Source organism: Luteitalea pratensis, assembly GCF_001618865.1.
In the GTDB taxonomy this organism is placed as follows: domain Bacteria; phylum Acidobacteriota; class Vicinamibacteria; order Vicinamibacterales; family Vicinamibacteraceae; genus Luteitalea; species Luteitalea pratensis.
In genome coordinates, this window is sequence record NZ_CP015136.1 from 1,079,150 (window position 1) to 1,104,711 (window position 25,562).

Here is a 25,562-nt window from a genome sequence, read left to right on the forward strand (position 1 = left end):
CGCATCTCAAAGACCGCAGGGAGCGGACGATGCGGATATCGATGTCTTGCACGGCAATCCTGGCGTACCTGGTCATAGGCCACCCGCCGCCGGCGGCGGCACAGGTCGATCAACAGCGCGCCGAGCAGTACTTCAAGGAAGCACAGACTCTCTGCGAGCGTGACGGCGGCCGGCTGTGGGGAGTGTCGCTCTGCGGTCCCATGGTGATTGCGGACGCCGCCACCGGGACGATCGCCACGAGCCAACCGGCGCCAACTGCTGTCCGTCCCCGCGAGATCGGCTTCGTGAACGCGCCCATGCAGTGGGGCGGCATCACCTGGTCCGCCTACGTCTGGCAGATGATCCCAAAGGATAATCAGGCGGAGCGCGGGCGGCTGTTCATGCACGAGCTGTTTCATTGCATCCAGCCCCGCCTCGGGCTGATCGCTCCACGTGATCCGAGCGCTGGCGAAAACATTCACCTCGATTCGCTGGAGGGCCGCTACTGGATGCGCCTCGAGTGGCGGGCCCTGGCGCGGGCGCTTGGCGCCTCTGGCGCGGCGCGCACGTCCGCCATTGCGGATGCGCTGGCTTTTCGCGCGGCGCGCCACGAGCGTTTTCCCGGTGCCGCAGCGGCGGAGCACGTTGTCGACATCAACGAGGGGATCGCGACGTACACGCAATACGTGACCGGGTCTGAGGGTGCGCAGGACGCGATCCGCAACGCGATGGCCGGACTGGCGGCGGCGGAGACGGGCACATCCTTCGTCCGGACGTTCGCGTACGCGTCGGGAGCCGGCTACGGGCTGTTGCTCGACGCGTTGTCTCCAGGCTGGCATCGGAAAATCACAGGGGCGAGCGATTTTGGCCAACTGCTCTCAGCAGCGGCTGGAGTAACTGCGGCGCTGGACGCCGCCGCCGCCGCTGCGCGGTATGACGGCGCGTCGCTGCGGGTTGCCGAAGCGCAGCGCGATCGCGAGCAGCAGGCAATCATCGCCGAGTTACGGCGCCGCTACGTCGATGGACCAGTGCTCATCGTGCCAAGAGCCGGGAGCGGCAGCATCAACACCATGGGGGCCACAGTCATTCCCGGCGAGGGCACGGTCTTCCGGGCAATGGCGAACAGAAGCGCATGGGGATTTTTCGATGCGCAGGGCGGCGCGCTTGTTTCGGCCGACGGTGAGACGATATCGCTGCCGGCGCCGGTCGTCGTCGATGCGACGACGCTGAAGGGTGACGGCTGGACGGCGACCGTCGGTCCGGGCTGGACCGTGCAGCCGGGCCCACGACCGGGATCGTTTCGCGTCGTGCGGCAATGACCGAACACGTCTGGCCCTGATTCCACGTCGTGGCTGTTTCCCAGGCGCGCCCTTCTTTGAACTCTAATACGCGGGGAGACTGACGAATGCCTCATGTGGTACTCGCCGGTGATTCGATCTTTGACAACGCCAGGTATACGGAAGAAGGGCCCGACGTCGTGTCACAGGTCCGTGGACTGTTGCCGCCTGGCTGGGAAGCCACGCTGTTGGCCGTCGATGGAGCGACCACTGATGATGTTGCGAGCCAGGTCGGCCGCCTCCCGGAACAGGCGACACACCTCGTGCTCAGCGTCGGTGGCAACAACGCCCTGATGCACATCGGGATTCTTGAGACTCCGGTATCGTCAATGACGAAGACCGTCGGAGCATTGGCCGACATTGCGTCGGACTTCGAGAGACGTTATCGAGTGGCCATTGCAGCCTGCCTGGACACGGCCCTTCCCCTGGCCGTGTGTACGATTTACAACGGGTGTTTCGACGACAGGGTTTTCCAGCGCCTGGCGTCCACGGTACTCACGGTATTCAACGACGCGATCATTCGGGTGGCCATTGACCACTCCCTTCCTGTCATCGACCTTCGCTCGGTGTGTGTCACCAGGGAAGACTATGCCAACCCGATCGAACCATCGTCGGTGGGTGGGGAGAAGATCGCCCGAGTCATAGTCGGACTTGTATGTGAAACCAGGGCGACTGTGCCGGCTACCCGGATCATTGTCCAGTGAGTCCCTGGATAGTGTCTGCGCGAGCAGCATTGCCGCTCGAACCGCGTCGCGATCGCGAGTCGCGGCTATCTCCTGACGGCCGCTTCATTGCGGTGACGCTCGAGGAGCAAGCGACGACGAGCGTCTGACTGTACGACATCGATCGGGAAACGTTTTTGCGATTCACTCCCCGCGATGCAATCGACGCGCACTCCGGTGTGGAGTCCCGACGGCCTATAACTCCTGCGCGAATCGGCACTGTCGTGCCCGGCTCTGCCGGGTCAATCTGCGACGCTCACTGCCGGCCGAGGAACGCACCGACGACGCGCCGAAACTCTTCCGGCTGTTCGATCCACGGAAAGTGTCCGGCCTTGTTGAAATACGTCAGCGTCGAGCCGGCGATGAGCGCGTGGATATCTTCGGCCGTCTTGTCGCCGATGGGATCCTGGTGTCCCTGGACGATCAGCACCTGGCGATTCAGCTTGCGCAGTCCGTCCCGGAGGTCGTACTGCTTCGCGAGATCTCCGAACAGGCCCGCGTTGACGTCCGGGTGCAGCGCGCCGTCCTGGATCGCCGCCGCGAAGGCCAGGCTCTGCTTGCGATCGAAAAAGTATCCGGGCAAAATCGCGCGGACGGCTTCCATCGCTGCCTTGTCGCCATCGACGCCTTTCTTGGCTGCCGCCTGCCAGTAGTTTCTCGCCTCGCTATCCTCGGGGCGTAGCCGCATCTCGATGTTGTCGTTGAACCACTGCGTGAACTCGAGCGTCGGCCCGCCCGACCCGATGAGGACGAGTCGGTCGACGCGGTCCGGGTGGGTGGCCGCGTAGGCCATGGCCAGCATGCCGCCCCACGAGTGGCCGACGAGGAGAAGCCGGTCTTGTTTCAGGTGTAGTCGCAGCGCCTCGAGGTCTTCGACGACCATCTGGAGCGTCAGGCCGGCGGGGTCGAAGACGGCTGGCCGCGACTTACCCGTGCCACGCTGCTCGAGGAAGATGCGCCGATAGCCGGCCGGCAGAAAATCGCCGACCGGGATCATGTAATCGACCCGGAACCCAGGCCCACCGCTGAGAAGAACGGCAGGCGTTCCCGTGCCTGCGCTTCGGTAATGGAGCTCGACGCCGTCGGACACGAACGTGCTGTCCTGCTGGGCGAGCGCCACGCCCGGGGCGAGGAGAAGCGCGGCGAGGAGGAGCAGCGTCACATGTCGAGTCATGCGTCGCAGAGTAAGCCAGAGCCGCGGCCGAGGTGCAAGCGTTCCCCTGTCGTAGCCTCCGCTCCGGCGGTCTTCACCAGCGCCATTTGGAAGGCCTGGTGGCACGCGCCCGGCAGATGGGCGAGGTCATGGCGGGACTGTTGGCCGACCTGGCCGCGCGTCACGTGTCGGTCGGTGCCGTCCGCTCGATTGGCCTCTTCGGCATCGCCGAACTGATTCGCAACCGGCAGACGCGCGAGCCCATGGTGCCGTTCAACGGCACGTCACCCGAGATGGCGGCGCTGAGACCCGCTCGAGCCGATCGCGCTGCCCCGCCGGGATGACGAGCTCCGGCATCTCGGTCTTTCCACGGACCTGCCGGTCGCCGGTACGTACGCCGTGCCGTTGCGGTCGCCCTCGGGATGTATGCCCATCAACTGCGCGAAGACCCGCCAGATGTAGTCGTAGTCCTCGGCCTGCGCCGGTGTGAGCGGGATGTCCAGCCGCTCGAAGCCGTCGATCACGAGCAGCGAGAACCCCATGATCGTGGCCAGCATGGCCTCGTGGTTCACGGGCACGCCGTAGGTCCGCTGATAGTCGCGGAGGCGCGCCTGGCCGTGCGCGATCCGTCGGACACCGGCATGCAGCAGCCGCAGCTTCTGCGCGGTCACCACCGCCGCCCCACCCGCCTCGAAGCCGCCGGCCCGGGTGACGTTGACCACCATCTGCAGCACGCCGAGCAGTCGTCGGTAGGCGTGGTGCTGCAGGTCTCCCGAGATCATCAGGATCTCGGCCAGGTTGCGTGCCGCGTAGCCCTGCGGCAGGCTCGCGGCGATCAGCACCAGCGCCGCCGGGAACGCGTGGGTGCAGAACACCTGCTCTCCGGCATGCAGGCGCGCGGCATCGACGGGCGTGCCGTCGAGGGTCGGCATGCCGTGGGTGGCCTCGAAGAACGCGCGCAGCGGCGCGGCGACGTGATGGGGCAGCGGCGCGCTGTCGGTGTCCATCTGCGCGAACAGGTGCCGGTAGTCCTCGCGCTTCAGCCGGGCGACGGCCGCGTCGGCCAGCGCGTCGCCCTGGAGCCGCAGGGCATCCAGGAACCCATCGTCGGACCACCGTGACGGCTGCACCCGCGATTTCGCCTCCTCCACGCCACGGCTCCTGTCATCCTGATGTCCCGAGTCCTGGTGTCCTGAGTCCTGATTTCCTGCGTCCTGTTACTGCCTGACCACGCCGACCGTGCGGCCCGTCGTGCAATCGACGCGGAGCAGTTCGGTCCCGACGACGCCGTACCTGCCCTCGGGCACGCGGTAGTCGCCGTAGCCGCGGTCGGATCGTTCGAGCTGCAACGTCGCCTTGTCGCGCGGGTCCACGATCGGCGTCCGGCATGAGCTGTTGTTGTTCAGGGCGCCATCGGCGAGGACGAACTGCCAGGGCACGTCGGTGGCGGGCCGCTCGGTGCGCCCCGGCGTCGTCTTGAAGGTATCGGACATGGAGCTGCAGCCGGCTGCTGCCGCCAGCATCGCGACTGCCACCATCGTGTCTGCGCGCATGTGTTCCTCCCCGCCGCATCGCGCGGCGCCAGGTGGCGCCGCGGAACGACTGCCGGGCTAGCGTATCGCAGTTGGGGCCGGGTACCGGGGACCGGGGACCGGGTGCCGGGTGCGGGACGAAACGCAACCCGACGGGCGGGCTGTCGTTACACCACGGCATGCCATCGCTGTCGGCGTTCCTCCGCCGCCTCATCGACGTGCGCCCCAACGAAGTGGCGGCGCTCGTCTGGGCATTCGACAAAACTCTCGCATCGTGCGTGCTGATGAACAGCTCCAACTCCTTCCGCGCCCGCTCCGAAGCGGCGTATCGCGGCGACATGATCGACACGAAGACCCCAGCCCTCTCCACCTTGTCGACGACGTCCTCGGGCATGTCATCGTTGACACGCACCCTGTCATCCAGGAACACGCTCGCCTCGCGGCCGAGGAGTTGTGTGATTCGAATCTGCAGTGCTCGTCGAAACTGTTCGACCCACCCCTGGCCTCCCTCGGTCAGTTCGAGACTGTCGAGATGCGAATAGCTGCCATATACGTCGATGTCGATTTTCACGTGAACCTCGAGGACGACGATCCTGATGTTTCGACGTGCCGCATTCGGAGTCGGACAGCGAGGGCTGATTCCATTCTGCCTGACACCAGGCGGAAGGGCTTCTTGCGGTGGTTCACCCCCCGGATGACAATGTCCGGACTGTGGCGGACATCTTTCTCAGTTACGCCCGCGAAGACATCGCCCGTGTCCGTTTGATTGTGGCGGCGCTCGAGTCCCACGGTTGGACCGTCTTCTGGGATCGACACATTCCGCATGGACAGGACTTCAACGCCTATCTTCAGGCGCGGCTCGACGAGGCGAAATGCGTCATCGTCGCGTGGTCGAAGGCGTCGATCGCGTCGCAGTTCGTTCGTGACGAAGCCGGTGAGGGCAAGCTTCGACTGGTGCCGCTCCTCCTGGCCGATGTCCGGCCGCCTCTCGGTTTTCGGCAACTGCAGACGGCAAACCTCACCGACTGGAGCGGTGACGCCTCTCACGAAGAATTCAGCCGCTTCGTCGAGTCAGTCCGGGCCATCGTTGGCGCCTCCACCCCACCGAAGGCATCACGTCGAGTGGACGCCTACGTCAGTTATGTCTCCCTCGACAATGTTCCGGAGAGCGCGGGACGCAACGGCTGGGTGACGAATTTCGTGCGCGCGCTCGAGACGCGAGGCAGGCAGCGTCTTGGCCGCGAGTTCAAGGTGTACTGGTACCCGTGGCTGGAAGGCAAAGCCCCCTTTCCGGAGGGCCTGCTCAAGCAACTCCACGACGTGATGGCGTTCGTGCCGATTGTGTCCAACCACTATGTCGAGTCGAAATGGGCGGCGCGCGAGCTCGCGGAGTTCTGCGATGCGGCGCAATCACAAGGGGGCACCCGGGTTCGAGATCGCTCTCGAATATTCAAGGTGCTAAAAAGCCCGGTTCCCACCGCGAGTCAGCCACGCGAGTTGCAGTCGTTGCTCGGGTACGAGTTCTTCACGCTCGATCCGGAGAGTGGCAAGGTCCAGGAGTTCGACAAGCCCTTCGGTCCCGACGCACAACAGCAGTACTGGCTGAAGCTCGACGATCTCGCACGGGATCTCGTGAACCTTCTGGGAATCCTCGAATCCGAGGCGCCTAGCGGGAAACCGTGACGGTGACGTCCTGGTAGGCGATCCACCCGCCGTCGTGTGCGAGCGCACGCAGGACGTAGACGCCCGGTGTGCTGAACGTCGCCCGCGCGCTCCAGTTGTTTCCCGGCGGTGGTGGCGGCGTGCTCCAGCCCGCGGACCACGGCGAGTTGCCGCCGTCGCGGTGTTCTTCCCACACCTTGGTTTGTGGCGGGTCGAATTCCACAGCTCCCGCGCCCCGATAGACGAACCAGGAGAGGCGGAGTCCCGTCGCAGAGTTCGGCACGAAATGACCCTGCCCCACGAGAAAGGCGGGCATCGGCCGAGTTCTCGGCTTGCCGTCGTCGGTTGCGTTGGCGCTCAGCGAGAGCGGTTCGCCGACCTTGACGCTGCGCTTGCGTTCGGGGGAAACCCGAAGAAAGCGCGCGAATCGGGCACCCCTGAGAACGGCCCTTCTGTTGCCTCCCGACGGCGCTAATGCTTCCTATCGTCACAAGCACACCCTTGACAACAGTCAGGCGGTCGAGCAGGTCGCTGTACTCTTGACGGACCGATTCACCACCGCCGCGCTGGGGGCTCCGCCGGCCGAGCTGTTCCGCTTCACCCCTCGGAAGGGGCGAAGGAAGTGCCGAACGTCGCGTCGCGCCGTGACAAGAGGAAGTAGGCGGCTGGGGTTTCCGGCGTGCCGCACAACGTTCCGCCATTGGGCGGTCACTCCGTCGGTGCCGCCTGTTGGAGACCGCGAGGGTTGGTCTGTCACCGGACCTGAAGAACATCAACCAAAGCAACCCGAGAGCAACACGAGCACGACGGTCGGTGACCGCCATACAAGGCTCTCGCCTCGGCGCGTGGCGCAACGTCGTGGCAAGATCGGGTCGCCATGCCGTTGACTCCGAAGGCCGTCGACAGGAGACGTTCATGCGCATCCACCGCCGCGAATTCCTGAGGGCCGCCGGGGTCGCCGCCCTGAGGCCGAGCTGGCCGACGTTCGCTCAGGAGGCATCCGGCACGATCGTCAACGACATCCACTCGCAACTCAATGCGACCCGCATTCGGCGCGTTGTCGAAGTCGATTCGCTGAACGGGCTGCAGGCGGCGGTTCGGAGTGCAGCGGCCGAACAAACCGGTATCTGCATATCAGGTGGGCGGCACGCGATGGGCGGCCAACAGTTCGCGTCTGGCACGACGATGCTGGATATGCGGCGCTACTCGAGGGTTCTGGGGCTCGATCGCGCCCGCGGCATCGTCGAAGTCGAGTCCGGCATCATGTGGCCGGCGCTTATGAACGAGCTCCACAGACGCCAGGCCGGCTTGTCGCAGCAATGGGCCATCGCTCAGAAGCAGACCGGCGCCGACCGGCTCACGATCGGGGGCGCGGTCGCGGCCAACGTCCACGGTCGCGGGCTCAAGATGAAGCCGTTCGTAGGCGACATCGACTCGTTCGTTCTGATCGACGCGACAGGGAATCCTCGTACGTGCAGCCGCCGTGAAAACGCGGAGCTCTTCAAGCTGGCGATCGGTGGCTACGGTCTGTTCGGCCCCGTCGCGACGGTCAAGCTCCGCCTCATGCGGCGGCAGAAGATTCAGCGGGTCGTCGAAGTGCGGAACATCGATGATTTGCCGGCAGCCTTCGGCCAACGCATCGCCGATGGCTTTCTGTTCGGCGATTTCCAATTCGCCATCGATGAGAAGTCCGATGACTTTCTTCGCCGCGGCGTCTTCTCCTGCTACAAGCCGGTCGACCCGGCAACGCCGACTCCCTCGGGACAGAAGGAGCTCGTCGACGACGACTGGCAGCGGCTGCTGCTGGCAGCCCACGCCGACAAGACTGCGGCCTTCCAGCAGTACGCGGCGTACTATCTGTCGACGAATGGCCAGGTGTACTGGTCGGATACCCATCAACTCAGCGCGTATCGCGACGACTACCACAAGTTCATAGATGCGCGCGTCGGTGGCAAGGACCAGGCGACCGAGATGATCACGGAAATCTACGTCCCGCGTGCGCTGCTCCCGGGCTTCATGCGCGAGGTGGCCGAGAGGTTCCGGATCAACGGCGTGCCCATTATTTACGGCACTGTCCGGCTGATTGAAGCAGACGACGAAAGCTTTCTTGCGTGGGCAAAGCAATCGTACGCCTGCATCATCTTCAATCTGCACGTCGTCCACACGCCGCAGGGAGTAGACCAGGCGGCGGCGGCGTTCCGCGATCTCATCGAGATGGCGATCGCGCGCGACGGCCGGTATTACCTCACCTACCACCGCTACGCGACTCGCGCCCAGGTGGAGGCGTGCTACCCGCAGCTGACTGACTTCCTCGAGCTGAAGAAGAAATACGATCCGGACGAACGGTTTCAAAGCGAGTGGTATCGGTTCTACCGAACGATGTTCGCAGACAGACTGTGACGCCAGACGGCCGACGCCCGCGCTACGCGATCGCCCTCTGGGCACTCCTCGGCCTGTTCGGCCTTCGAGTCGCCGGGCAGCTATTGATTGCCATCGGTGCCGGCGGCTTCCTGCCTCCGTGGGAAGAGTGGTTTTCAGGCGCGCTTCCCTATCCTGCATTGCTGACCAGCCAGCTGCTGATTATTTGTCTCTATGGAGCCATCGCGCGTGACCTGACACGCGGATACGGTTTCTTCGCCGTCTCACGGCGCCGCCTCGGTTCGGCTTTGCTCGCTTTCGGATGGCTGTACTTCAGCGTCATGGTGATTCGTTACGTCATGCGCATGACGCTGTATCCTGCCGAGCGCTGGTGGGGAGGATCGATCCCGATAGTCTTTCACGGCGTGCTCGCGTCGTTCATTCTGGTGTTCGGCGCCTATCATTGGCGGTCGGGTCCTCCGACTCCGGCCTGGCGGTATCCGAAGGGCGCCCGCCTGGCCCAAGGTGCGGCCTGGCTGTTCATCGCGGCCGGGATCGGTGGATGGATCGCGTACCAGCTGGCGCCGACGTTTCTCGCGGGCGTCCTCGACGTCCGTTCGGCCGAATACGCGGTCCGTATCGACCGCGCTGTCGTGATGACCTCGAGTGACGGAGTCGCCCTGGTATCCGACGTCTATCGTCCCGTGCGCGTCGGCAGGACGCCGACGATCCTCGTACGAATTCCGTTCTCGAAAACCATCGTCAATTCGCTCTTCGCGACCGTTGTCGGTCGCTTCTGGGCCGAGCGTGGATACACGACTGTCATCCAGGGGACGCGTGGACGATACGAATCGGGGGGCCGTCACTATCCGCTCATCGATGAGCGGCGCGATGGGCAGGAGACGCTCGCCTGGCTGAAGACGCAACCATGGTTCGATGGACGCCTGGGGATGTGGGGCGGGTCCGCCTTCGGACACACGCAATGGGTCCTGGCCGACCAACTGCCATCCCCGCCATCGGGCCGCTCCGCGTTGATGGTGCAGATCGCCAGCACGGATTTTCACGGCATGTTCTATCCCGGTGGCGCGTTCTCATTGGCGAGCGCATTGTTTTGGGCGGTCCGAAGCCGCGGCGCCGAGGACGAGACGCCCGATTCGCGGACGCTTCAGCGCGGGTTCGATGGCGTTCCGCTCATCGAGGCCGACGACCGCGCCGTCGCGGACATACCGTTCTTCAACGACTGGGTACGACATTCCGATCGCGATGCGTACTGGCAGGCCATCGACGGCGACCGGCGCGCGGCGCTGTTGCAGGGACCGGTGCTCCTGACGGCCGGGTGGTTCGATCCGTTTCTGCCGGGTCAGCTCGCCGACTTCGTTCGGATCCGGCGCGAGGGCCGTGCTGATGTGGCGGCGTCGACGAGATTGACTGTTGGCCCGTGGGCGCATGCGGAAACCGTCACGCTGCCCGGCGATGTCCGTACCCGCAACTACCGTCTCGAGAGCCTGGCTCCGACGATTCCATGGTTCGATCGTCAGCTTCGTTCGGCTGGACGTGGCGTTCAGCCCGACGCGCCAGTGCGCATCTACGTGATGGGCGCAAACGTGTGGCGCGACGAGCAGGACTGGCCGCTCGCACGCGCGCGGGCGACGCCGTTCTACCTGCGGAGCGGTGGACGCGCGAACTCGGCGTCAGGGGATGGACAGCTGTCGATCGACGCCCCGAGCGAAAACGAGCCGGCGGACACATTCGCGGCCGATCCGCAGCGTCCCGTTCCCACGCGCGGCGGCGCGACGCTTGGTCCTGGCGCCGGCGTGGCGCGACAGAACGACGTCGAGATGCGTGACGACGTCCTCGTCTACACGACCGCGCCGCTGCCGGAGGACGTGGAGGTGACCGGGCCGATCGCCGCGACGCTCTACGTCGCCTCGTCTGCGCCGCACACCGACTTCACCGCCAAACTCGTCGATGTCCACAGTGACGGCAACGCGTACAACGTCACGGACGGCGTTGTCCGGCGTGCCTACACCGCACACGCCAATCCGGCGGACGCCGAGCCGGGGGCGATCGAGATCATGTTGTGGCCCACGAGCATGGTGTTTCGTCAGGGACATCGCATCCGACTGGAAGTGGCGTCCAGCAATTTCCCACGCTTCGATAGCAACCCGAACACAGGCGCCCCGATTGCAAGCGCAGTCGCGACGGCTGTCGCGAGGCAGGCCGTTCATCACGGACCGGGCGCGCCCTCGCGAATCGTCCTGCCGGTTGTTCCCGGGCCTCGATGATTACCGAACCCAGCACACTGGTGACCGATTACCTGCTCGCCACCCTGTGCCTGTGGCTCGCGTGGCGCTTACGGGCGAGGCCCCTCGCCGCACATCGGCGGGCGGTCAGGTTGTTCTCAGCGGCACTTGCGGCCACGGCGGCAGGAAGCTTCGCAGGCGGCACCTATCACGGCTTCAAGATCGTTCTCTCGGATGGCGTTGCCGGCGCGATCTGGACGACCAGCACGATCGCGATCGGCGCAGCGGCGTGCCTGTTGCTGTCTGCGGTGTTGACCGCCGGCGTGCGCGAGCCGGCGCGGCGTTGGCTGCTGGTTGCGGTATGGGGACAGTTTGCGGCGTACGCGCTCTGGATGCTCCAGCACGATGAGTTCGTGAATGTCATCATCGAGTACGGTTCGGCCCTGCTCATTATCGCGTTGCTCTACCTCGGTCTTCCGACGCTGCGGTATCACCGGTCGGCTCGATGGATCATCGCCAGTATCGTCGTGACGATCGCCGCAGCCGCAGTGCAACAGAGTGGAATCGATGTGCACGTCTACCTGAATCACAACGACTTGCAACACCTCATACAGATGATCGCGGTCGCGCTGCTCTACAAAGGTGGCGCGGAGCTTCGTGATGCGGTGGGTTAACAGCGCGTGGTGCGATTCACCATGGGCTGTCGACTCGCCGCTGAGTGCCTTCAACATCACCTCTTGCACCGTCATTACCCGCTCCCACGCGGCGTCGGGATACGACATGGAGCACCTCAGCTCTGTCGTCTCCCAGCCGCTTTCGAAGCGGTCAGATCACTTGCTCTCGGGAGCGGTCAAATCATGTACTCCCTACAGCACCCCTGAGAACGGCCCTTCTGTTGCCTCCCGACGGCGCTAATGCTTGCTATCGTCGCTGGCGTCTTTGCCCGTTCGCGGTGTATGCGCGTGATGAGATCACCGCGAAAAACGGCGCCGGCGGGCGAGTGCCAGCGAGGCGAATGCCAGCCCGACCATGGCGAAGGATGACGGCTCCGGTACGGTTAAGCTCGGCGGGTTGACGGAGCCTGGTACGAAAGTGCTGAGGAACCCGCTCGTATCGGATCGCGTGACTGCGATATTTCCGTTGACGACGAACGCACCACTGCCTCCCCCATTTTGGTTGGTGATAGTGATGACGAGGGGAGCCAACGGAATATTTACGGTATCCGTGGCAGGTTGCACCGTTGTCGAAGTTTGGAGGATGGTGCCCAAGAGCAGGCCCTGGGAACCGGAGAGAACTCCCGAATTCGCTCCGTTGTTCGCTGCGTAGATGCTCAGGCTGGACCCGGCCCCGTAGCCGGTCACCGTGGTTACCGGGGCGACGCTATAAGAAGATGAAACCGATCGTCGGTGCGGTACTTCGTCCTGAGCGTGGCCACCACGGCCGGATCGTTCAATTCGAGCTCGCTTCTGAGCACGCGTCCGGTATCAGCGTCGATCCAGAACTGGCCATGGGCAAAGATGTCCCGGCCGCGTTGTCCTTTGATGACGGCGGGCCGTCTCTGCTCACGATACCCTACGATCCAGACGCTTGCCCGAGCGGTACGATCCTGCCTCTCGAGCGAATAACGTCTGACCTTCTGAAGCGGCCGAAAAACACACGAGAAGCCCAGTCGCGCCAAGAAACAGCCGCGGGCGCCGTGCCATGAGCCGACTATACTGCAGGACTGAATCAAGAGAGGAGCGCGAGAATGAGACGCACGATCGCGGCCGCTTCAATCTTCGCCGTCACCCTGGTGTCGCTGACCATTTCTGCGCAGCAGCGCACAGCGCCTACGCCGGCCGCGCAGGGCGCGCGGCCACAGTCGTCGGCGACGTACTTCCCGGATCGCTTTGAATGGCAGCACAAGCGCCCTGAGGAAGTCGGCATGAACGCCGCGCTCGTCGCCGAGGCCGTGAAGGCCGCGGCGAGCCAGGAAATCGCCGGCAACCGCGATCTGGCCCTCGAGGCCGCGACGACCTTCGGGAGAAACGAACCGTTCGACACCGTCATCGGTCCGCTCAAGCCGCGCGGACCGGCAAGCGGCGTCATCGTGCACAACGGCTACATCGTCGCCGAGTGGGGCGAGCCGATCCGCGTCGACGTGACCAACAGCGTGACGAAGACGTTTCTCACGACGGTGATCGGCCTTGCCTGGCAGCGAGGGCTGATTCGTGACGTCAACGACTACGCGCGCGACTACATGCCGCCGGGCGTGGATCTCTTCGAAGCCGAGCACAATCAGAAGATCAAGTGGGATCACCTGCTCCGCCAGACGAGCGACTGGCAGGGCACCCTCTGGGGCAAGCCCGACTGGGCGGATCGGCCCGAAGGCAAGACGGCGGCCGACTGGCCGAATCGTCCGCTTCGTGAGCCGGGCACGCATTTCAAGTACAACGACGTCCGCGTCAACGCGATGTCGCTCGCGGCGCTGCAGGTCTGGCGTCGTCCGCTGCCCGCGGTGTTGAACGAGATGGTGATGGAGCCAATCGGCGCGTCGTCGACCTGGCGTTGGTACGGGTACGAAAATTCCTGGGTCGATATCGACGGACAGAAAGTGCAGTCGGTGTCGGGCGGTGGACACTGGGGCGGCGGCATATTCATCAACGCCTATGACATGGCGCGCTTCGGGTACCTCTTCCTGCACAATGGGAAGTGGAAGGATCGCCAGATCGTGTCGGAGAAGTGGATCGAGATGGCGAGAACGCCAGGCCCGGCCAATCAGAACTACGGTTATGCCAACTGGTATCTGAACACCGACGGCAAGCAGGTACCGACGGCTCCGACAAGCGCCGTGCGATTTGTCGGCAACGGCAACAACATCATCTACATCGACTGGCAGAACGATCTCGTCATCGTCACACGCTGGTCGAACGGCTTGAACGATCTCGTTGAGAAGACGATCGCATCGCTCAAGCGCTCGCCCACGACTGCGGGCCAGTAAGACGGCAGGAAGGGCGGGAGGGGCAGGGGGGCAGGAAGGGAAAACTTTCGGCCCTACCTGGCACCGTTCACGTGCGGCGTCAGGACGGCCGCGATGAAATTGTGCATGGGCGTTGGCTCGCCCAGTTCCTGGCCAATGCGGACGACGGCGCGTCGCGCGTTGCGTCGACTTAAGAGCTCGGCGGCGCACTCGCGCCGGCCTGGCCGCACGCCCTGTGTCACGCGGTGGCGAGCCGGGGCCGCCGGGCGAAGAGGCCGTGCAGAATGCGGTCGAGGCCGGCGAAGCGGCCGCTTCCTGTCGCGAAGATGACGACGAGCGCGCACAGCTCCACCAGGTTCTTGTTCACCACGAGATAGCTGCCTTCGGTGGGAATCGAATAGAAGTAGCCCACAAACGGCGGGTTGCACAGATAGAACATCGACAGGAACGCGATCCCGCCGATGCTCGCCAGCCGCGTGAACAGACCCAGAATCAGGCAGAGCCCGACCAGCGTCAGCCCCCACATCGTGATGAGGTCGGCGTTGGCGAGCAGGTTCGGCTGCGCGGCCAGCCACCGGAACAGCTCCGCGAAGGGACCGCGCGACTGCTTCATGTAGCCCGCTGCCGACCACGAGGGCGACGTCAGTTTGGCGAGGCCCTCGTACAAGAAGTGCCACCCCACGAACACCCGCAACACCGTAATCGCGATGAGAGGCCAGCGGGCGCCTTTGACGTCTTCCATGTCCATCTCCTAGATCTTGAAATCTTCGGGCTTGAACGCCAGGCGCGTGTTCGCCTCGATCGCCTCGTTGACCTTGAGGACGGCGACTGCGGTCTGATACGCCTCCTCGGACGGGCAATTGAGTTTCGCCGTGCCGCGCACGGCGTCGAAGAAGTTCTGCAGATGCGGCTGATGATAGGGGTCGCGCAGCGCCACCGGCACCGTGTGACGGTCGGGCGCGACCGACTCGCGCACGTCGGCAATCGCGCCGGTGTCGCTCTGCGCCTTCGCCTCCTGCACCTGCGGAGCGCTGACGTAGCCTTTCTGGATCCACGCGTCCCAGGCGGGGGCATTCGGGTCGCGATAGAGCGAGCCGGGGTTGTTCACCTCCGACTCGGAGATGAGCAGCGTGCCCTGATCGCCCATGAAGGTCTCGAAATAGCCCTGGCTGCCGTTGGTCGTCTGCGTCTGGTAGTACGCCTTGGCCGGACCGAGCGGCGTGTCGTAGTCGTAGACCACCATGACCGTGTCGTACCACTCGTGGGTCTTCGGTTCGTAGTACAGCCGTCCGCCGCTCGCCATCACGTGTGAGGGGTTCGCCCCGAGGAACCAGCTGTAGATATCGATCTGGTGCGATCCGAGGTCGACGATCGGCCCGCCGCCCTTACCCTTGTACCAGCGCCAGTTGCGGAACTGGTGCATGTCCTTGAAGCCATACTGCGTGAGCTGAGCCTGGGGGATAGCGTAGCGCTCGGGCGCGCCGAGGTCCGGCGTCACCGCGCGGTTCCACTGGCCGTTCACCGTCACGATGCGGCCGAGCAGCTTCGCCTCGCCGAGCAGCTTCTGGTAGCAGTGGAGGTAGCGCGGGTTCGATCGGCGCTGGTGGCCGATCTGGAGGAGCTTGCCGGTCTGGCGGGCGGCGGCCACCATGCTGCGCGCGCCCTCGAGCGTGTTCGACATCTCCTTTTCGCAGTACACGTGCTTGCCGGCCTCGAGGCAGTCAATCGCGTGCTGCGCGTGCCAGAAGTCCGGAGTCGCGATGATGACCGCGTCGAGCGCCTTTTCCTTGTCGAGCATCTCGCGGTAGTCCGCGTACCCGTTCACCTCGTGCTTGAATCGCTTGAGGGTGTTGACCGCTCGTCGTTGGTTGTAGTCGGTCCAGATGTCGCAGACGGCGCGGAAGCGGAGCCCCGGGATGCGAAGCATGGCTTCGGTCAGCACCTGGCCCTGCGCGCCGACGCCGAGGAGGGCGACGTTGATCTCCTGCAGGCCGGCCGGGGTCGCCGGCGACGCCGCGGCCGCGGCGGCCCGCGTCTCCTGATACCCACGTTGCTGCTGCCACGCGTAGCCGAATAGTCCCAGCGCCGGGACCGTGGACAGCCCCATGAGCAGGTCGCGCCGATCGAGCTTTTTCGGTCCCTCGGCCGCGCCCTTGCCCTTCTCGTTCTCGCCAGCCATCTGTGTCTCCTGCGTCTTTGCGCCGGCCCCTCGGGCCGCCGACCAAGTGGCAGCGCGGCGGTCCGGGTTCAGGCCGATGGCACTCGGGCCATGGCCGGCCCGCGCGCAAGTCTATCGCCGCGGACCCTCTGTGGCCCTGCCAGGCGAACATCGTTCGTGTCTCAAGGACCCGCCGCCGATTCGGAGGCGTCGGCATGGAGACTGCCGAAGTGGAGCAGTTCCACCTCGCCGGGCCGGCCGTCAGCGCCCTCCGGTAACACCCAGGCCTCCAGCCCGGGACTGCGCTCGCAGAGCGCCGCGATCTCCTCGATCCCGAGCAACATGAACGCCGTCGTCAGGGCGTCGGTGACCGCGGTCGCGGCCAGTCTGGGCCCTTCACCGACCGACGCCCGAGCCTGCGCTGGCTCCGGCCGTGGCGCCGCCACCCAGGCGGCGCGGCGACCGCGGACGGGCAGGCCGGTGAGCGGTTCGACGATGTGATCGCCCTTCTGGATGCCGGACGCCCCCAGCGCGGTCTGCCGCAGCGAAAGGCGGGTGAGCACCCGTGAGGGCGCGCCGGGATCGCTCAGCGTCAGCGGCCAGCCTTCGCGTCCATCCGGCGCCTCGAGGGTGAGGACGGAACTGAAGCCCCCGTGAACGAGCGCCCGCCGAAGCCCCCAGTCCTCGAGCACTTCCGCCATCAAGTCGACCGCGTAACCCTTGCCGATGCCGCCGAGATCGAGGCGGACCCCCTCTTGTGTGGCGCGCACGACGCAGTCCTCTGCGTCGAACTCGAGCGAGGGCAGCCCGGTGCCGATCGAGACGTCGAACGCGCCGCCCGTCAGTTCGAACACGTGCCGCGCGATGACGAGACACTCCAGCGTCGTGGCGCTCACCCGGGTACTCTCACCCGCGGCCAAGTGATTGATTCGAGTGATGTCGCTGTTGGCGACGAAGCGGCTCAGCTCGCGCTCGAGGCGGTCAGTCAGATCGAAAGCCGCCTGCGCCGCCTGCGCCGCGTACCGCTCATCGGGATGCGCCGCATGCACCTCGAAAACGGTGTGCATCGCCTCATGCGAGTAGCGCCGCGCGTCGCTCGCGCGCGGCCCCTCGATCCCGACCCCTCCATCTCCGTCCATGTGTACTCGCTGGCCGATGCCCATGACGGGCCGTCGGGCCGGGGAGCTACGTGAGCGACCAGCTGCCGCGATACTTGTGCTGGATGAACTGGTCGGTCTCCGGCAGGTTCGTGACCTTCATGGTCGGCGCGTCCCACAGGAGGCGCTGGCCGGGGTAGCGGAGCGACACGTTACCCAGCAGCACCGCCTCCGTGAACGGCCCGGCATAGTCGAAGCTCGACACCGCCTGGCCCTTCTGGCGAATCGCATCGAGCCAGTTCTTCTCGTGCCCCGCCCGGCCTTCCGGCACGCGCGGCAGGCTCCGCGGCGGTCTCTGGAAGGCCTGCATCGCCGTCTCGGGGATGAGGCGCGGGCTCTCGGAGTAGGTTTCGCACCACATCTTGCCCTTGTCGCCGACAAAGATGGTGCCCGACTCGGGCATCGTGCGATCCGGCTCGAGATCCTCGGGCCGCTCGGGCAGGAGGCCGCCGTCGTACCAGTGCAGCTTGACTGGCGGCATCGCGCCGCGCTCCGGGAAAGACAAGTGGATGAGCGAGGACGGCGGATAGCTGTCGTTGTACTCGACGCGCTTGCCGAATCCGCGCTCGCCCGGCACCGGGGGCAGGAAGTTATAGGCGAGCGTCGAGATGACGCTGGTCGGCGCACCGAGCTTCAGGATGGTGAATGCCGCATCGAGGACGTGACAGCCCATGTCGCCCATCGCGCCGGCGCCAAAGTCCTGCCACGCACGCCACCCGAACGGGTGGTAGGTCTTGTGGAACGGCCGCATCGGCGCGGGGCCGAGCCACATGTCCCAGTCGAGGCCGTCGGGCGCCGTCTGCGTCTCGGTCGGCCGCGGCATGCCCTGCGGCCAGATCGGCCGGTTGGTCCAGCAGTGCACCTCGCGCACCGAACCGATCGCGCCGGCCTCGAGCCACTCCTGCATCAGCCGCAGGCCCTCTTCCGAGTGGCCCTGGTTGCCCATCTGCGTGACGACCTTGTACTTTCGCGCCGCCTCGGTGAGCGCCCTGGCCTCGCTGATCGTGCGCGTCAGGGGCTTCTGCACGTACACGTGTTTGCCCAGCTGCATCGAGGCCATGGCGATCAGGGCATGCCAGTGGTCCGGCGTCGCCACGAGCACGGCGTCGATGTCCTTCTGCTTGTCGAGCATGACGCGGTAGTCCTTGTACTGGACCGCCTTCGGCAATTTCTCGAGCGTCCCGCGCCTCTTGAGGGCCTCCTTGGCCGCCGCGCTCTCGTCGAGATCGCACAGCGCGACGATGTTGTCGCTCTTGATCACGTTGAGCAGGTTCGACGTCCCCATGCCGTGGATGTAGCCGACGACGGCGACGTTGACCTTGTCGCTCGGGGCCTGGAACCCGACGCCGCCGAGCACGTGGCGCGGCACGATCGTGAACCCGGCAGCGGTGGCGGCGGTGCTCATGAACGTCCGGCGGGACACCGGGGTAGCGGGCTGCTCCTCATTGCTCATCGTGTGCTCTCCTACGCCAGGGCCCGATCTCGTGGGCGGGTGCATCGTAGCGCATCATGCACGCGTCGACCGCGCCTCGTCGGCGGTCTGGACAGATTCACCGACGGGCGCCAGGATTCCTGGTCGTCCCGTCACGTGGACGGTGGGTGACGCGCTCGCGCCAAATGTACCCGAGTTCGACCACCGCGCGGGCAAAGTCGTACCAGCGGAGCTTGGAGCCGGGGATGTCGTGCCACGCAGGCACGACGAGCTCGTAGAGACGATCCCGACGGGCGGGCTCGCCCGGAGCGACCGGCAACCGCAGGTAGCGGGCGATCAGTTCGACGTCGAAAATCCACGGGCTGCGGAACGGCTCGGCGAACATCGTCGCCATCGACCCGTTCGCGCGCAGGACCTTTGCTCCGCACTGCGTGTCGTACACCGGCAGGTCAAGGGCGAAGGACACCGCGGTGGCGAAGACCCGGCCAAGGTAGTGGCGCGTCGCCTTCCGCCTGACGTCACGACCCATCAGCATGACGCGCGAGCCCAGCACGAACTCGATGGTCGGATGGTCGCGGAGCACGGCCATGAAATCGTCGACTGCCCGGAGTGGCGTCGAGAGGTCGGCGTCGAAGAATCCGACGAGCGCCGCGCGCTGGTCCAGTCCCGCGAGGATGCCGGCCCGCACCGCCTCGGCCTTGCCGCGGCGCGCCGTAAGCCGCAAGGTGGTAACCGCGTCAGGCGCCGCCTCGCGCATCCGCTCGAGGATGTCCCCCGTGGCGTCGACACTCCCATCGTCGACCATCACGAGCCGCACGCCCGGGTGGGTGGCGAGGAACTGCAGGAAGGCCTCGGGGGCGAGGCGGGCCGCCTCGTTGTAGCAGGGCACGACGAGGGCCAGCTCGGGAGGGGTCATCTCGCACGTGCCGCGCGCCACAGTGCGACAGCGGGCGTTGGTCCGCACGCGTGAGCACTGGGCGGCACGGCGTCACCACACCCCGGCGCCCACCCGCCGAGGGCCGCCCGGGCGAGGAACCGCTCCCATAGCCCACGCTCGACGTAAAGCGCCAGCAGCACTTCAGGCCTGAGACCGTAGAACTCCGTGACATAGCGGTCGCCGAGCGATGCATCGAGCGCTGCCGTGTGCTCCATCGCGGCGACGATGACCGGCGCCTGCAGTGCAACCGGATCATCCGCCCCGGCCCAGTAGCCGACCAGCGGCATCGCCCGGAGATACCAGGGAATCGGCCACTGCTCGTGCGGCGAGGCGATGACCGATACCTGCATGCGCGCCCCGTCGGGATGCAGGGCAGCCAATTCGCGAATGCGCGTCGCCATGCGGACCGCGTCGGGGACGGTGTGCGCGTAGACGTAGGGATTGCGCGGGTCTGACGCGTAAGTCACCGACGCGCGCCATGCCTGCCATCCCAACTGGCCAGAGGCGATCACAAGCACTGCCGCCAGCGTGCCCCGCACCACACGGGACGCGGTGACCTGGACGAGCGTCGAGAAACCGACTCCGGCCAGCACGATCGCACCGACGTAGCACGGCAGCAGGTTCCAGGGAGTCTTGTACGGGATGGCCGAGAAAATGGCCGTGGTGACGATGACGTTGACGGTGAGGTAGCGAGCCCAGAAGGTGCGTTCAAGGTGGGAGCGATCGAGCGTGCCCCACGTCGTCATCGCGCCGACGATCGCCAGCACGAGCACCAGCCCCTCGCTCCACGTCAAGCCGCCGGACGACGAGTACGCGAGCAGGCCCAGGTAGTAATGCCACGGATGCGAGTGGGTGCCCGGGGCGATGCCGCGATCGAGGTAGGTATCAGCACCGCGGAACGGCTCGAGGGCGGCCCCGGGTGCGGCGAGGAACGACGAGTAGAAGAGCCCCGCCACCGCCGCGGCAGCTCCCAGGCTCACGAGCGCCGCCCGCCGCCCACGTTGGTGGGCCAGCGGATTCCGGGGCCGTCCCGCTCCCAGCGACCACCAGGCGATCGCGCTCGCGACGAGTGCTGCGGGCAGGACGATGACCGAGGTTTCCTTGGTTGCGACTGCCAGGCCTGCGGCGACGCCGGCCAGCGCGGACCACGCCAATCCGCCTCCTGTCGCCAGGCGCCCAAGGGCGATCACGAACGTGAGCGTGAAGCAGGCAAACAGCGATTCCTGGATGTACATCCGCGAGTAGAAGACCATCGCGGGTGAAAGCGCCATCAGCCACGCGCTCGCGGCTGCCGCCGTCCGGCCAATCGCCGCCGACAACAGCGGCAGCAGCAGGATCGTCGCCGCGCCGAACACCGCGGTCACGCCGCGGAGCGTACGTTCGTCGAGGGCGGCGAGCGTGGCCTGCCCGCGGAGCCACGCCGCCGGAAGGGTCAGGAAGTAGAGCGTCGGACCGTGGTGATCGTACGCGTCGTAGCGGTATTCGCCGCGCTCGAGCAGCGCGCCGAACTTGACGGCCTGGTTCGCTTCGTCATGGTGCATCGGACGCACATCGAGCCGGGCCAGGCGGAGCGCCAGGCCGGCCGCGAGGGCGATCGCCATGAGGGCACCGAACCACACGCGTGTCACTTCGGCAGGCCGTAGACCTCCACCTCGACGTAGTGGTTCAGGTCGTTCGTCGTGTTTCCCTTGGAGTAGAGGCGGACGTATCGACCTTTCGCCCCCTTCGGGTCGACGAGCCTGCCCTCGGCGACCTCGATGTACTCCTTGTCCGTGCCCTGGGCGATCTTCGACGAGTTGTCGTGATCGTTGTTGAACACCGTCGTCACACCCGTCTTGAACGACGCGTCGTTCGAGAGTTGGACGACGACGTCGCGGTAGACGCGCGCCTGGCTGTGGTAGTGCCACAGGAGGATGGCGGACAGGGGATGCGGGGCGCCGAGGTCGATCTGCACCCACTGGGAGCCGGGTCCGAGTTCGACGAAGTACCCGTCACCGCCTGCCTTCTCCCCGTCGGTGATCATGTCGAGCTCGCCGATGACCGGCTGTGAGTCGCTCGAGGTCACCGTCTTCTTCAGCGACAGCAGGACGGTACCCTTCGGCACGTAGAACGGCGCCCGTGACTTGCCCGTGACCACTTCGAGGTTGGGGCTCCGGAGGTTGGTGGGAGTGCCGATGAACATGGGCTTCGGGAGCTTGAGCTTCAACTCCTCCTTGTCGGCAGCGGGCTGCGCACCGAGCGGCGCCAGGGTCAGGACGAACAACAACGAGCCTGCGAGTATGCGCTTGGTCATCGAGGTTCTCAGAAGATGACGTGGTTTATCGGATGGAGCGTCTACCGGCCGACGCCGGCGCTCACGGCACGCCCGCATTCTGGAAATCTTACACTCGAGTCCGGCTTTCATGATCCTGAGACGCTCGACACGCCGGGCGTTGCCAGCATCGCCGCGCGCGCTCTGGCTTTCCGCAGTCCGCTGAACCACCACCAGCCGATTGCGAGGGCCGCCAGCGCACCAACGACGGCGCCGGCCAGGGCGCCAGGATACGGGCGCCCAACACCCCGCGCCAACGCACCGGCAGCGGTCATCGTGCCGACGGCGAGCGGCACCATCGACAAATCGAAGCGCAGGACGGTGACGTAGGTGAGGATCAGCGCCGCGCCGATCGCCGCCATCCCCATCAGCCATCCCACCGGTTCGGTCGTCGCCGGCACGCCGGCTGCCGCGAATCCAACCAGTGCGAGCAGCAGCACGCCGAGGAGGCGATGGCGCCTCCACCCCGTTGTCAGATGATCGACGGTCAGCAGGGTCGGAAGCATCACGGCCGTCGCCATGAGCACCCGAAGCGCGGGCGCGAGCGCGGCCTGGAGGATCGGCACCAGCGATCCTGCGGCGTCGATATTCGGCGACTGTGCCCATTGGGGTGCGCTCACGGCGGCTGCGATGGCCGCCGCGGCGGCGCCGAAGAGCCCGACCGCGATGCCCAGCCGCGCCGCATCGGTTCGCGGCAGCTCACCCGAGAGCGTCAGACGGTGTGGTGCCGCACCGAGCGCGAGACCGACGAGGGACGCGGTGATCAGCAGGCCCACCGCACCAGTGCCCAGGATGCCCAGGAGTGCCAGGCGCAGTGGTGCCGCCGTCGGCACGTTCGCCAATAGAGTAGGCCACGTGTTGGCGAAGCGGACGATGGACAGCAGCAGCATCAGCCCGGCGCCCGAGACGAAGAGCATTGGCGTGTAGCGCCGTCTGCTCCACGACATCATGGCAAACACCGCGGCGCCGACGAGCAGCCCCGCGAAGACCATGACGTCGGCAATCCGGATGATGAGGTCGCGCGTGCCGGCTGCCCGTTGCTGACGCTCCCATTCTTCCGGCACGAAGACGTAGGGCCGCGCCGAGACGACTTCGTCGCCCGCGATCCCGACGTCGATGCGCGGTTCGCCCTGCGGCAGCGCGGCAACGGTGGTGTCGACGAAGGTGAACGTCCAGTCGGTGCGCGCCTTCAACTTCGAGGGGCGCGCCGAGACTTCCCTGATTTGCCCTCGTGCTGCGTCGAGACCGAGCCGCTCGGAGACGGCCTTGACGGCGAGCGCCCTGGCGCGCGGCTCGTCGAGTGACGGGCCGGCGCGATCCTCGGGCACGATGTGGCGGACGCGCATGACGCGGCCGTCTGCCGAGATCAGTGCGGCCCATTCTTCCGCGCGATCGGCGACGTCGCCTTCGAAGGTCGCGACCCGGACCGACCAGCCGGGCGCCGGAAGGTACGTGCCGACAAGCTCACGTCGTCGCGCCTCGCCGGCCGTCTTCGCGACGAATTCATGCGGGCCGTCGCTGCCATCGAGCGGCTGGGGCATCACGCGCCATTTCCGATCGAGGCTGACGCCGCGCTCGGCGAGCGTGCGCCGCGTCGCGGCGTCGGCGTCCTGACGGGTGGCCGACAATCGCGTGGTGTCCGATCGCAGGCTTGTTACCACCAGCGCCAGCAGCGCGACCGCCCCGATCGCCAGCCAGGCCATGCGAGCGCGTGGTCCGATGGGTGTCTGCGGCGGTTCGAAGGCCGCGGTCTCTCGTTCGACCATGACCGGCGGGGTCCACGCGGCGTTGCGATCGGCCGGGGAGAGTTCTGTCCAGCTTCCGACCTGAGCTCGCCGGAACAAGACGATCCACAGCGGGACGAGGACCAACACCGCAATCATCGCCTTCTGGATCCAGATGCCGGGGGCGTCGGCGACCAGGATGGGAATGGCGAAGAGCACCACGTCGAAGGCGTAGTGCAGGACGATTCCCGGCAGCAGGCCGTAGTGGAGGTAAAGGAGACCGAAGCCGACCGACGGGAGGAGCAGCTCCACCGGCCGTGCGTACGACGGCTGGGCGGGATACGGCGCGTGGCCGGCGCCGAATACCAGGGCCTGCACGACGAAGCCGATGACCAGGAAGAGACGCCGTTGACCGAATCGGTCGCCGATAAGGGCTGCCCCCGCAAGCGGCACTGCCCGAAACAATGCTTCCTCCCAGAAGCCGGCCTGGAAGGAGTTGGCAATCGCGGAGAGCCAGGGCGCGTAGGTCGAGAGCACATCCGGGTGCAGGAGGGCTTCGGAGGGAGACCACCATCCGAAGTACTTCGTGGCAACGTAATACAGCATCACGTCGTAGGCGAGGAAGACCGCGACGAGCAGGTAAGCGCCGACGGTGCGCCCGAGAATCTGCACCGATGCGCCGGGCGCCGCGGCCTCGTCGCCGGTGGACGACCGGCGCGCCCACGCGCTCCACAACTGCGGGTGGTCGCCGAATGCCCGGCGTGTCAGCGTCTCGGCCGCCATGAACGAGAGCGCGGCGAACGCGGAAAGACCGAGCAGGCTGGCGATCACGAATGTCGCCTGCTGCGCCAGGAACGTCGAGCGCGGCAGCGCCGTGTCGTAGGCCATCCACTCGAGCGGCAACTGGTTGATCATGGCCAGCGCCTGCATCGCGCCGACCGCGGCGCCCCACGTGGCGGCGCGCCGCCACACCAGCCACCGTACGCGGAGCATGAAGAACAGACCGATGCCGATGCCGCCGATCACGTAGAGCAGCATCATGCCGACCATCCCGCCGACGCCGATGGCGTCGTTGGCGGAGCGCATGTTGGCGTAGCGCCGGATGAATGCCTCGGGAATGCGCACGAAGTGCGTGACTTCCGTGAGCCGGTCGCCCGACACCACCAGGCGCAGCCGATAGCGCCCTTCCCCGGCGGAGGCATCGGTGCGCTCGTAGGTGATGGTGTGGTCGATGCGCCCGCCGACGCGACGCTCCTGGCCCTGCTCGGCGACCGCGAACTTCGAGAGATCGACGTTCCATCGCGGCGCGGCGCGCTCGGCGAGCGCCCGCGCCGCACTGGCGTCGAGCGCCGCCCCCGGCGCGTCCTGCCTCAGTTGCTCGACGAAGCCGTACAGCCTGCCTTCGGGCGTGAACCTGATAGTCGCCTCATGAGGCTCACCTTCCTTGAACTGCCGGACCCGCCAGGTGTAGGCCGAGTAGAGGCCGTTGCTGAGCATCGCCGTGAACGCGTCCTTGCCGCCACCTTCCAGCTCGATGAAGGTCTGCGCCTCACCGTCCAGCGCGAACGAGGCCGCCTGCCGGTAGCCGGCCGGCCCGAGCGCTTCACGCGTCATCACGTCGCGGGCATGGGCGAGCGCCTGCTCGCGGTCCATGGTGATGTCGAGCGCGACGATGGCGAAGGCGCGCGGGAAGTAGCGGACCGCGACCAGCGCGGAAAGGAGGGAAAGGACGGCGAATGCCAGCCAGAATGCAGGACGCCTCACGAATGCTCCTCAATGGCAGTCAGCTTCATCGCTGTTGGTGCAATGTTGCACCAATCGGGATGAATCCCTCTGACCTTCGTTGTGCAATCATCGTCCGGCCGGGGTCAACGGACAGACAGGGGCGTTTGTCGTGA

At 66.2% G+C, this 25,562-nt stretch carries 22 protein-coding genes; 9 read left to right on the forward strand and 13 right to left on the reverse strand.

The window, feature by feature from the left end:
• The first annotated feature begins 41 nt into the window (after nucleotides 1–41).
• Together LuPra_RS04550 and LuPra_RS04555 are read left to right on the forward strand one after the other, a co-directional pair.
• Nucleotides 42–1,298, forward strand: a complete 1,257-nt coding sequence (locus tag LuPra_RS04550) for a hypothetical protein (RefSeq protein ID WP_110169650.1) — start codon at nucleotides 42–44, stop codon at nucleotides 1,296–1,298.
• A gap of 86 nt (nucleotides 1,299–1,384) precedes the next feature.
• Nucleotides 1,385–2,020: an SGNH/GDSL hydrolase family protein gene (locus LuPra_RS04555; RefSeq protein ID WP_110169651.1), complete on the forward strand. Its 636-nt coding sequence runs from the start codon at nucleotides 1,385–1,387 to the stop codon at nucleotides 2,018–2,020.
• 274 nt (nucleotides 2,021–2,294) lie between these two features.
• Here the strand turns inward: LuPra_RS04555 and LuPra_RS04560 are convergent, their stop codons facing one another.
• Entirely contained in the window at nucleotides 2,295–3,212 is a 918-nt protein-coding gene (locus LuPra_RS04560; protein ID WP_110169652.1) for an alpha/beta fold hydrolase, read from the reverse strand.
• A 98-nt stretch (nucleotides 3,213–3,310) separates the two neighbouring features.
• On the opposite strand from LuPra_RS04560, the gene LuPra_RS04565 reads away from it, so the two are divergent.
• Nucleotides 3,311–3,535 carry a hypothetical protein gene (locus LuPra_RS04565; protein ID WP_157898730.1) on the forward strand — a complete coding sequence of 75 codons (225 nt, stop codon included), beginning with the start codon at nucleotides 3,311–3,313 and terminating at the stop codon, nucleotides 3,533–3,535.
• Here LuPra_RS04565 and LuPra_RS04570 read toward each other — a convergent pair.
• Complete coding sequence (locus LuPra_RS04570; protein WP_110169654.1) at nucleotides 3,476–4,342, reverse strand: oxygenase MpaB family protein; 867 nt, start codon at nucleotides 4,340–4,342, stop codon at nucleotides 3,476–3,478. The genes LuPra_RS04565 and LuPra_RS04570 overlap by 60 nt on opposite strands.
• A 66-nt stretch (nucleotides 4,343–4,408) precedes the next feature.
• The gene (locus tag LuPra_RS04575) at nucleotides 4,409–4,744 is read right to left on the reverse strand and encodes a hypothetical protein (protein WP_110169655.1); all 336 of its coding nucleotides are present in this window, start codon (nucleotides 4,742–4,744) and stop codon (nucleotides 4,409–4,411) included.
• A gap of 690 nt (nucleotides 4,745–5,434) precedes the next feature.
• Here LuPra_RS04575 and LuPra_RS04585 point away from each other — a divergent pair.
• Nucleotides 5,435–6,406, forward strand: a complete 972-nt coding sequence (locus LuPra_RS04585) for a toll/interleukin-1 receptor domain-containing protein (protein ID WP_157898731.1) — start codon at nucleotides 5,435–5,437, stop codon at nucleotides 6,404–6,406.
• On the opposite strand, the gene LuPra_RS04590 is transcribed toward LuPra_RS04585, so the two are convergent.
• On the reverse strand, nucleotides 6,390–6,701 hold the full coding sequence (locus LuPra_RS04590; protein ID WP_110169658.1) for a hypothetical protein: 312 nt from the start codon (nucleotides 6,699–6,701) through the stop codon (nucleotides 6,390–6,392). The genes LuPra_RS04585 and LuPra_RS04590 overlap by 17 nt on opposite strands.
• Nucleotides 6,702–7,300: 599 nt before the next feature.
• Between LuPra_RS04590 and LuPra_RS04595 the strand changes: the two genes are divergently transcribed.
• The 3 genes from LuPra_RS04595 to LuPra_RS04605 are packed head-to-tail and all read left to right on the forward strand — an operon-like array spanning nucleotide 7,301 to nucleotide 11,660.
• The gene (locus LuPra_RS04595; RefSeq protein ID WP_110169659.1) at nucleotides 7,301–8,785 is read left to right on the forward strand and encodes an FAD-binding protein; all 1,485 of its coding nucleotides are present in this window, start codon (nucleotides 7,301–7,303) and stop codon (nucleotides 8,783–8,785) included.
• Complete coding sequence (locus tag LuPra_RS04600) at nucleotides 8,782–11,028, forward strand: CocE/NonD family hydrolase (protein WP_110169660.1); 2,247 nt, start codon at nucleotides 8,782–8,784, stop codon at nucleotides 11,026–11,028. The genes LuPra_RS04595 and LuPra_RS04600 overlap by 4 nt, the downstream gene beginning before the upstream one ends.
• Entirely contained in the window at nucleotides 11,025–11,660 is a 636-nt protein-coding gene (locus LuPra_RS04605) for a DUF6962 family protein (RefSeq protein ID WP_110169661.1), read from the forward strand. Before LuPra_RS04600 ends, LuPra_RS04605 begins: the two co-directional genes overlap by 4 nt.
• A 297-nt stretch (nucleotides 11,661–11,957) precedes the next feature.
• On the opposite strand, the gene LuPra_RS31580 is transcribed toward LuPra_RS04605, so the two are convergent.
• On the reverse strand, nucleotides 11,958–12,254 hold the full coding sequence (locus LuPra_RS31580) for a PEP-CTERM sorting domain-containing protein (protein ID WP_157898732.1): 297 nt from the start codon (nucleotides 12,252–12,254) through the stop codon (nucleotides 11,958–11,960).
• 122 nt (nucleotides 12,255–12,376) lie between these two features.
• Here LuPra_RS31580 and LuPra_RS31585 point away from each other — a divergent pair, with 122 nt between their 5' ends.
• Together LuPra_RS31585 and LuPra_RS04615 are read left to right on the forward strand one after the other, a co-directional pair.
• On the forward strand, nucleotides 12,377–12,691 hold the full coding sequence (locus tag LuPra_RS31585; protein ID WP_157898733.1) for a hypothetical protein: 315 nt from the start codon (nucleotides 12,377–12,379) through the stop codon (nucleotides 12,689–12,691).
• A 42-nt stretch (nucleotides 12,692–12,733) separates the two neighbouring features.
• On the forward strand, nucleotides 12,734–13,966 hold the full coding sequence (locus tag LuPra_RS04615; RefSeq protein WP_110169663.1) for a serine hydrolase domain-containing protein: 1,233 nt from the start codon (nucleotides 12,734–12,736) through the stop codon (nucleotides 13,964–13,966).
• A 217-nt stretch (nucleotides 13,967–14,183) separates the two neighbouring features.
• On the opposite strand, the gene LuPra_RS04620 is transcribed toward LuPra_RS04615, so the two are convergent.
• From LuPra_RS04620 to LuPra_RS04655, 8 genes are all read right to left on the reverse strand, one after another.
• Nucleotides 14,184–14,687: a DoxX family protein gene (locus tag LuPra_RS04620; RefSeq protein ID WP_234800725.1), complete on the reverse strand. Its 504-nt coding sequence runs from the start codon at nucleotides 14,685–14,687 to the stop codon at nucleotides 14,184–14,186.
• A gap of 9 nt (nucleotides 14,688–14,696) precedes the next feature.
• Nucleotides 14,697–16,124 carry a Gfo/Idh/MocA family oxidoreductase gene (locus LuPra_RS33620; RefSeq protein ID WP_110169665.1) on the reverse strand — a complete coding sequence of 476 codons (1,428 nt, stop codon included), beginning with the start codon at nucleotides 16,122–16,124 and terminating at the stop codon, nucleotides 14,697–14,699.
• A 161-nt stretch (nucleotides 16,125–16,285) separates the two neighbouring features.
• Complete coding sequence (locus LuPra_RS04630; RefSeq protein WP_157898734.1) at nucleotides 16,286–17,242, reverse strand: FAD:protein FMN transferase; 957 nt, start codon at nucleotides 17,240–17,242, stop codon at nucleotides 16,286–16,288.
• A gap of 46 nt (nucleotides 17,243–17,288) precedes the next feature.
• On the reverse strand, nucleotides 17,289–18,713 hold the full coding sequence (locus LuPra_RS04635) for a Gfo/Idh/MocA family protein (protein ID WP_110169667.1): 1,425 nt from the start codon (nucleotides 18,711–18,713) through the stop codon (nucleotides 17,289–17,291).
• 97 nt (nucleotides 18,714–18,810) lie between these two features.
• Nucleotides 18,811–19,608, reverse strand: a complete 798-nt coding sequence (locus LuPra_RS04640) for a glycosyltransferase (RefSeq protein WP_157898735.1) — start codon at nucleotides 19,606–19,608, stop codon at nucleotides 18,811–18,813.
• A complete protein-coding gene (locus LuPra_RS04645; RefSeq protein ID WP_110169669.1) occupies nucleotides 19,605–21,257 on the reverse strand; it encodes a flippase activity-associated protein Agl23 in 1,653 nt (550 codons plus the stop codon). Before LuPra_RS04645 ends, LuPra_RS04640 begins: the two co-directional genes overlap by 4 nt.
• Entirely contained in the window at nucleotides 21,254–21,922 is a 669-nt protein-coding gene (locus LuPra_RS04650; RefSeq protein WP_110169670.1) for a discoidin domain-containing protein, read from the reverse strand. Before LuPra_RS04650 ends, LuPra_RS04645 begins: the two co-directional genes overlap by 4 nt.
• A 107-nt stretch (nucleotides 21,923–22,029) precedes the next feature.
• A complete protein-coding gene (locus LuPra_RS04655) occupies nucleotides 22,030–25,428 on the reverse strand; it encodes a CPBP family glutamic-type intramembrane protease (protein WP_110169671.1) in 3,399 nt (1,132 codons plus the stop codon).
• Between the last annotated feature and the right edge of the window lie 134 nt (nucleotides 25,429–25,562).

Excerpts from the sequence above, each read along its gene's own strand:
- LuPra_RS04550 (WP_110169650.1), top strand. The coding sequence starts at position 42 with ATGTCTTGCACGGCAATCCTGGCGTACCTGGTCATAGGCCACCCGCCG.
- LuPra_RS04555 (WP_110169651.1), top strand. The coding sequence starts at position 1,385 with ATGCCTCATGTGGTACTCGCCGGTGATTCGATCTTTGACAACGCCAGG.
- LuPra_RS04560 (WP_110169652.1), bottom strand. The coding sequence starts at position 3,212 with ATGACTCGACATGTGACGCTGCTCCTCCTCGCCGCGCTTCTCCTCGCC.
- LuPra_RS04575 (WP_110169655.1), bottom strand. The coding sequence starts at position 4,744 with ATGCGCGCAGACACGATGGTGGCAGTCGCGATGCTGGCGGCAGCAGCC.
- LuPra_RS04590 (WP_110169658.1), bottom strand. The coding sequence starts at position 6,701 with ATGCCCGCCTTTCTCGTGGGGCAGGGTCATTTCGTGCCGAACTCTGCG.
- LuPra_RS04595 (WP_110169659.1), top strand. The coding sequence starts at position 7,301 with ATGCGCATCCACCGCCGCGAATTCCTGAGGGCCGCCGGGGTCGCCGCC.
- LuPra_RS04605 (WP_110169661.1), top strand. The coding sequence starts at position 11,025 with ATGATTACCGAACCCAGCACACTGGTGACCGATTACCTGCTCGCCACC.
- LuPra_RS31585 (WP_157898733.1), top strand. The coding sequence starts at position 12,377 with ATGAAACCGATCGTCGGTGCGGTACTTCGTCCTGAGCGTGGCCACCAC.
- LuPra_RS04615 (WP_110169663.1), top strand. The coding sequence starts at position 12,734 with ATGAGACGCACGATCGCGGCCGCTTCAATCTTCGCCGTCACCCTGGTG.
- LuPra_RS04620 (WP_234800725.1), bottom strand. The coding sequence starts at position 14,687 with ATGGAAGACGTCAAAGGCGCCCGCTGGCCTCTCATCGCGATTACGGTG.
- LuPra_RS33620 (WP_110169665.1), bottom strand. The coding sequence starts at position 16,124 with ATGGCTGGCGAGAACGAGAAGGGCAAGGGCGCGGCCGAGGGACCGAAA.
- LuPra_RS04630 (WP_157898734.1), bottom strand. The coding sequence starts at position 17,242 with ATGGACGGAGATGGAGGGGTCGGGATCGAGGGGCCGCGCGCGAGCGAC.
- LuPra_RS04635 (WP_110169667.1), bottom strand. The coding sequence starts at position 18,713 with ATGAGCAATGAGGAGCAGCCCGCTACCCCGGTGTCCCGCCGGACGTTC.
- LuPra_RS04640 (WP_157898735.1), bottom strand. The coding sequence starts at position 19,608 with ATGACCCCTCCCGAGCTGGCCCTCGTCGTGCCCTGCTACAACGAGGCG.
- LuPra_RS04650 (WP_110169670.1), bottom strand. The coding sequence starts at position 21,922 with ATGACCAAGCGCATACTCGCAGGCTCGTTGTTGTTCGTCCTGACCCTG.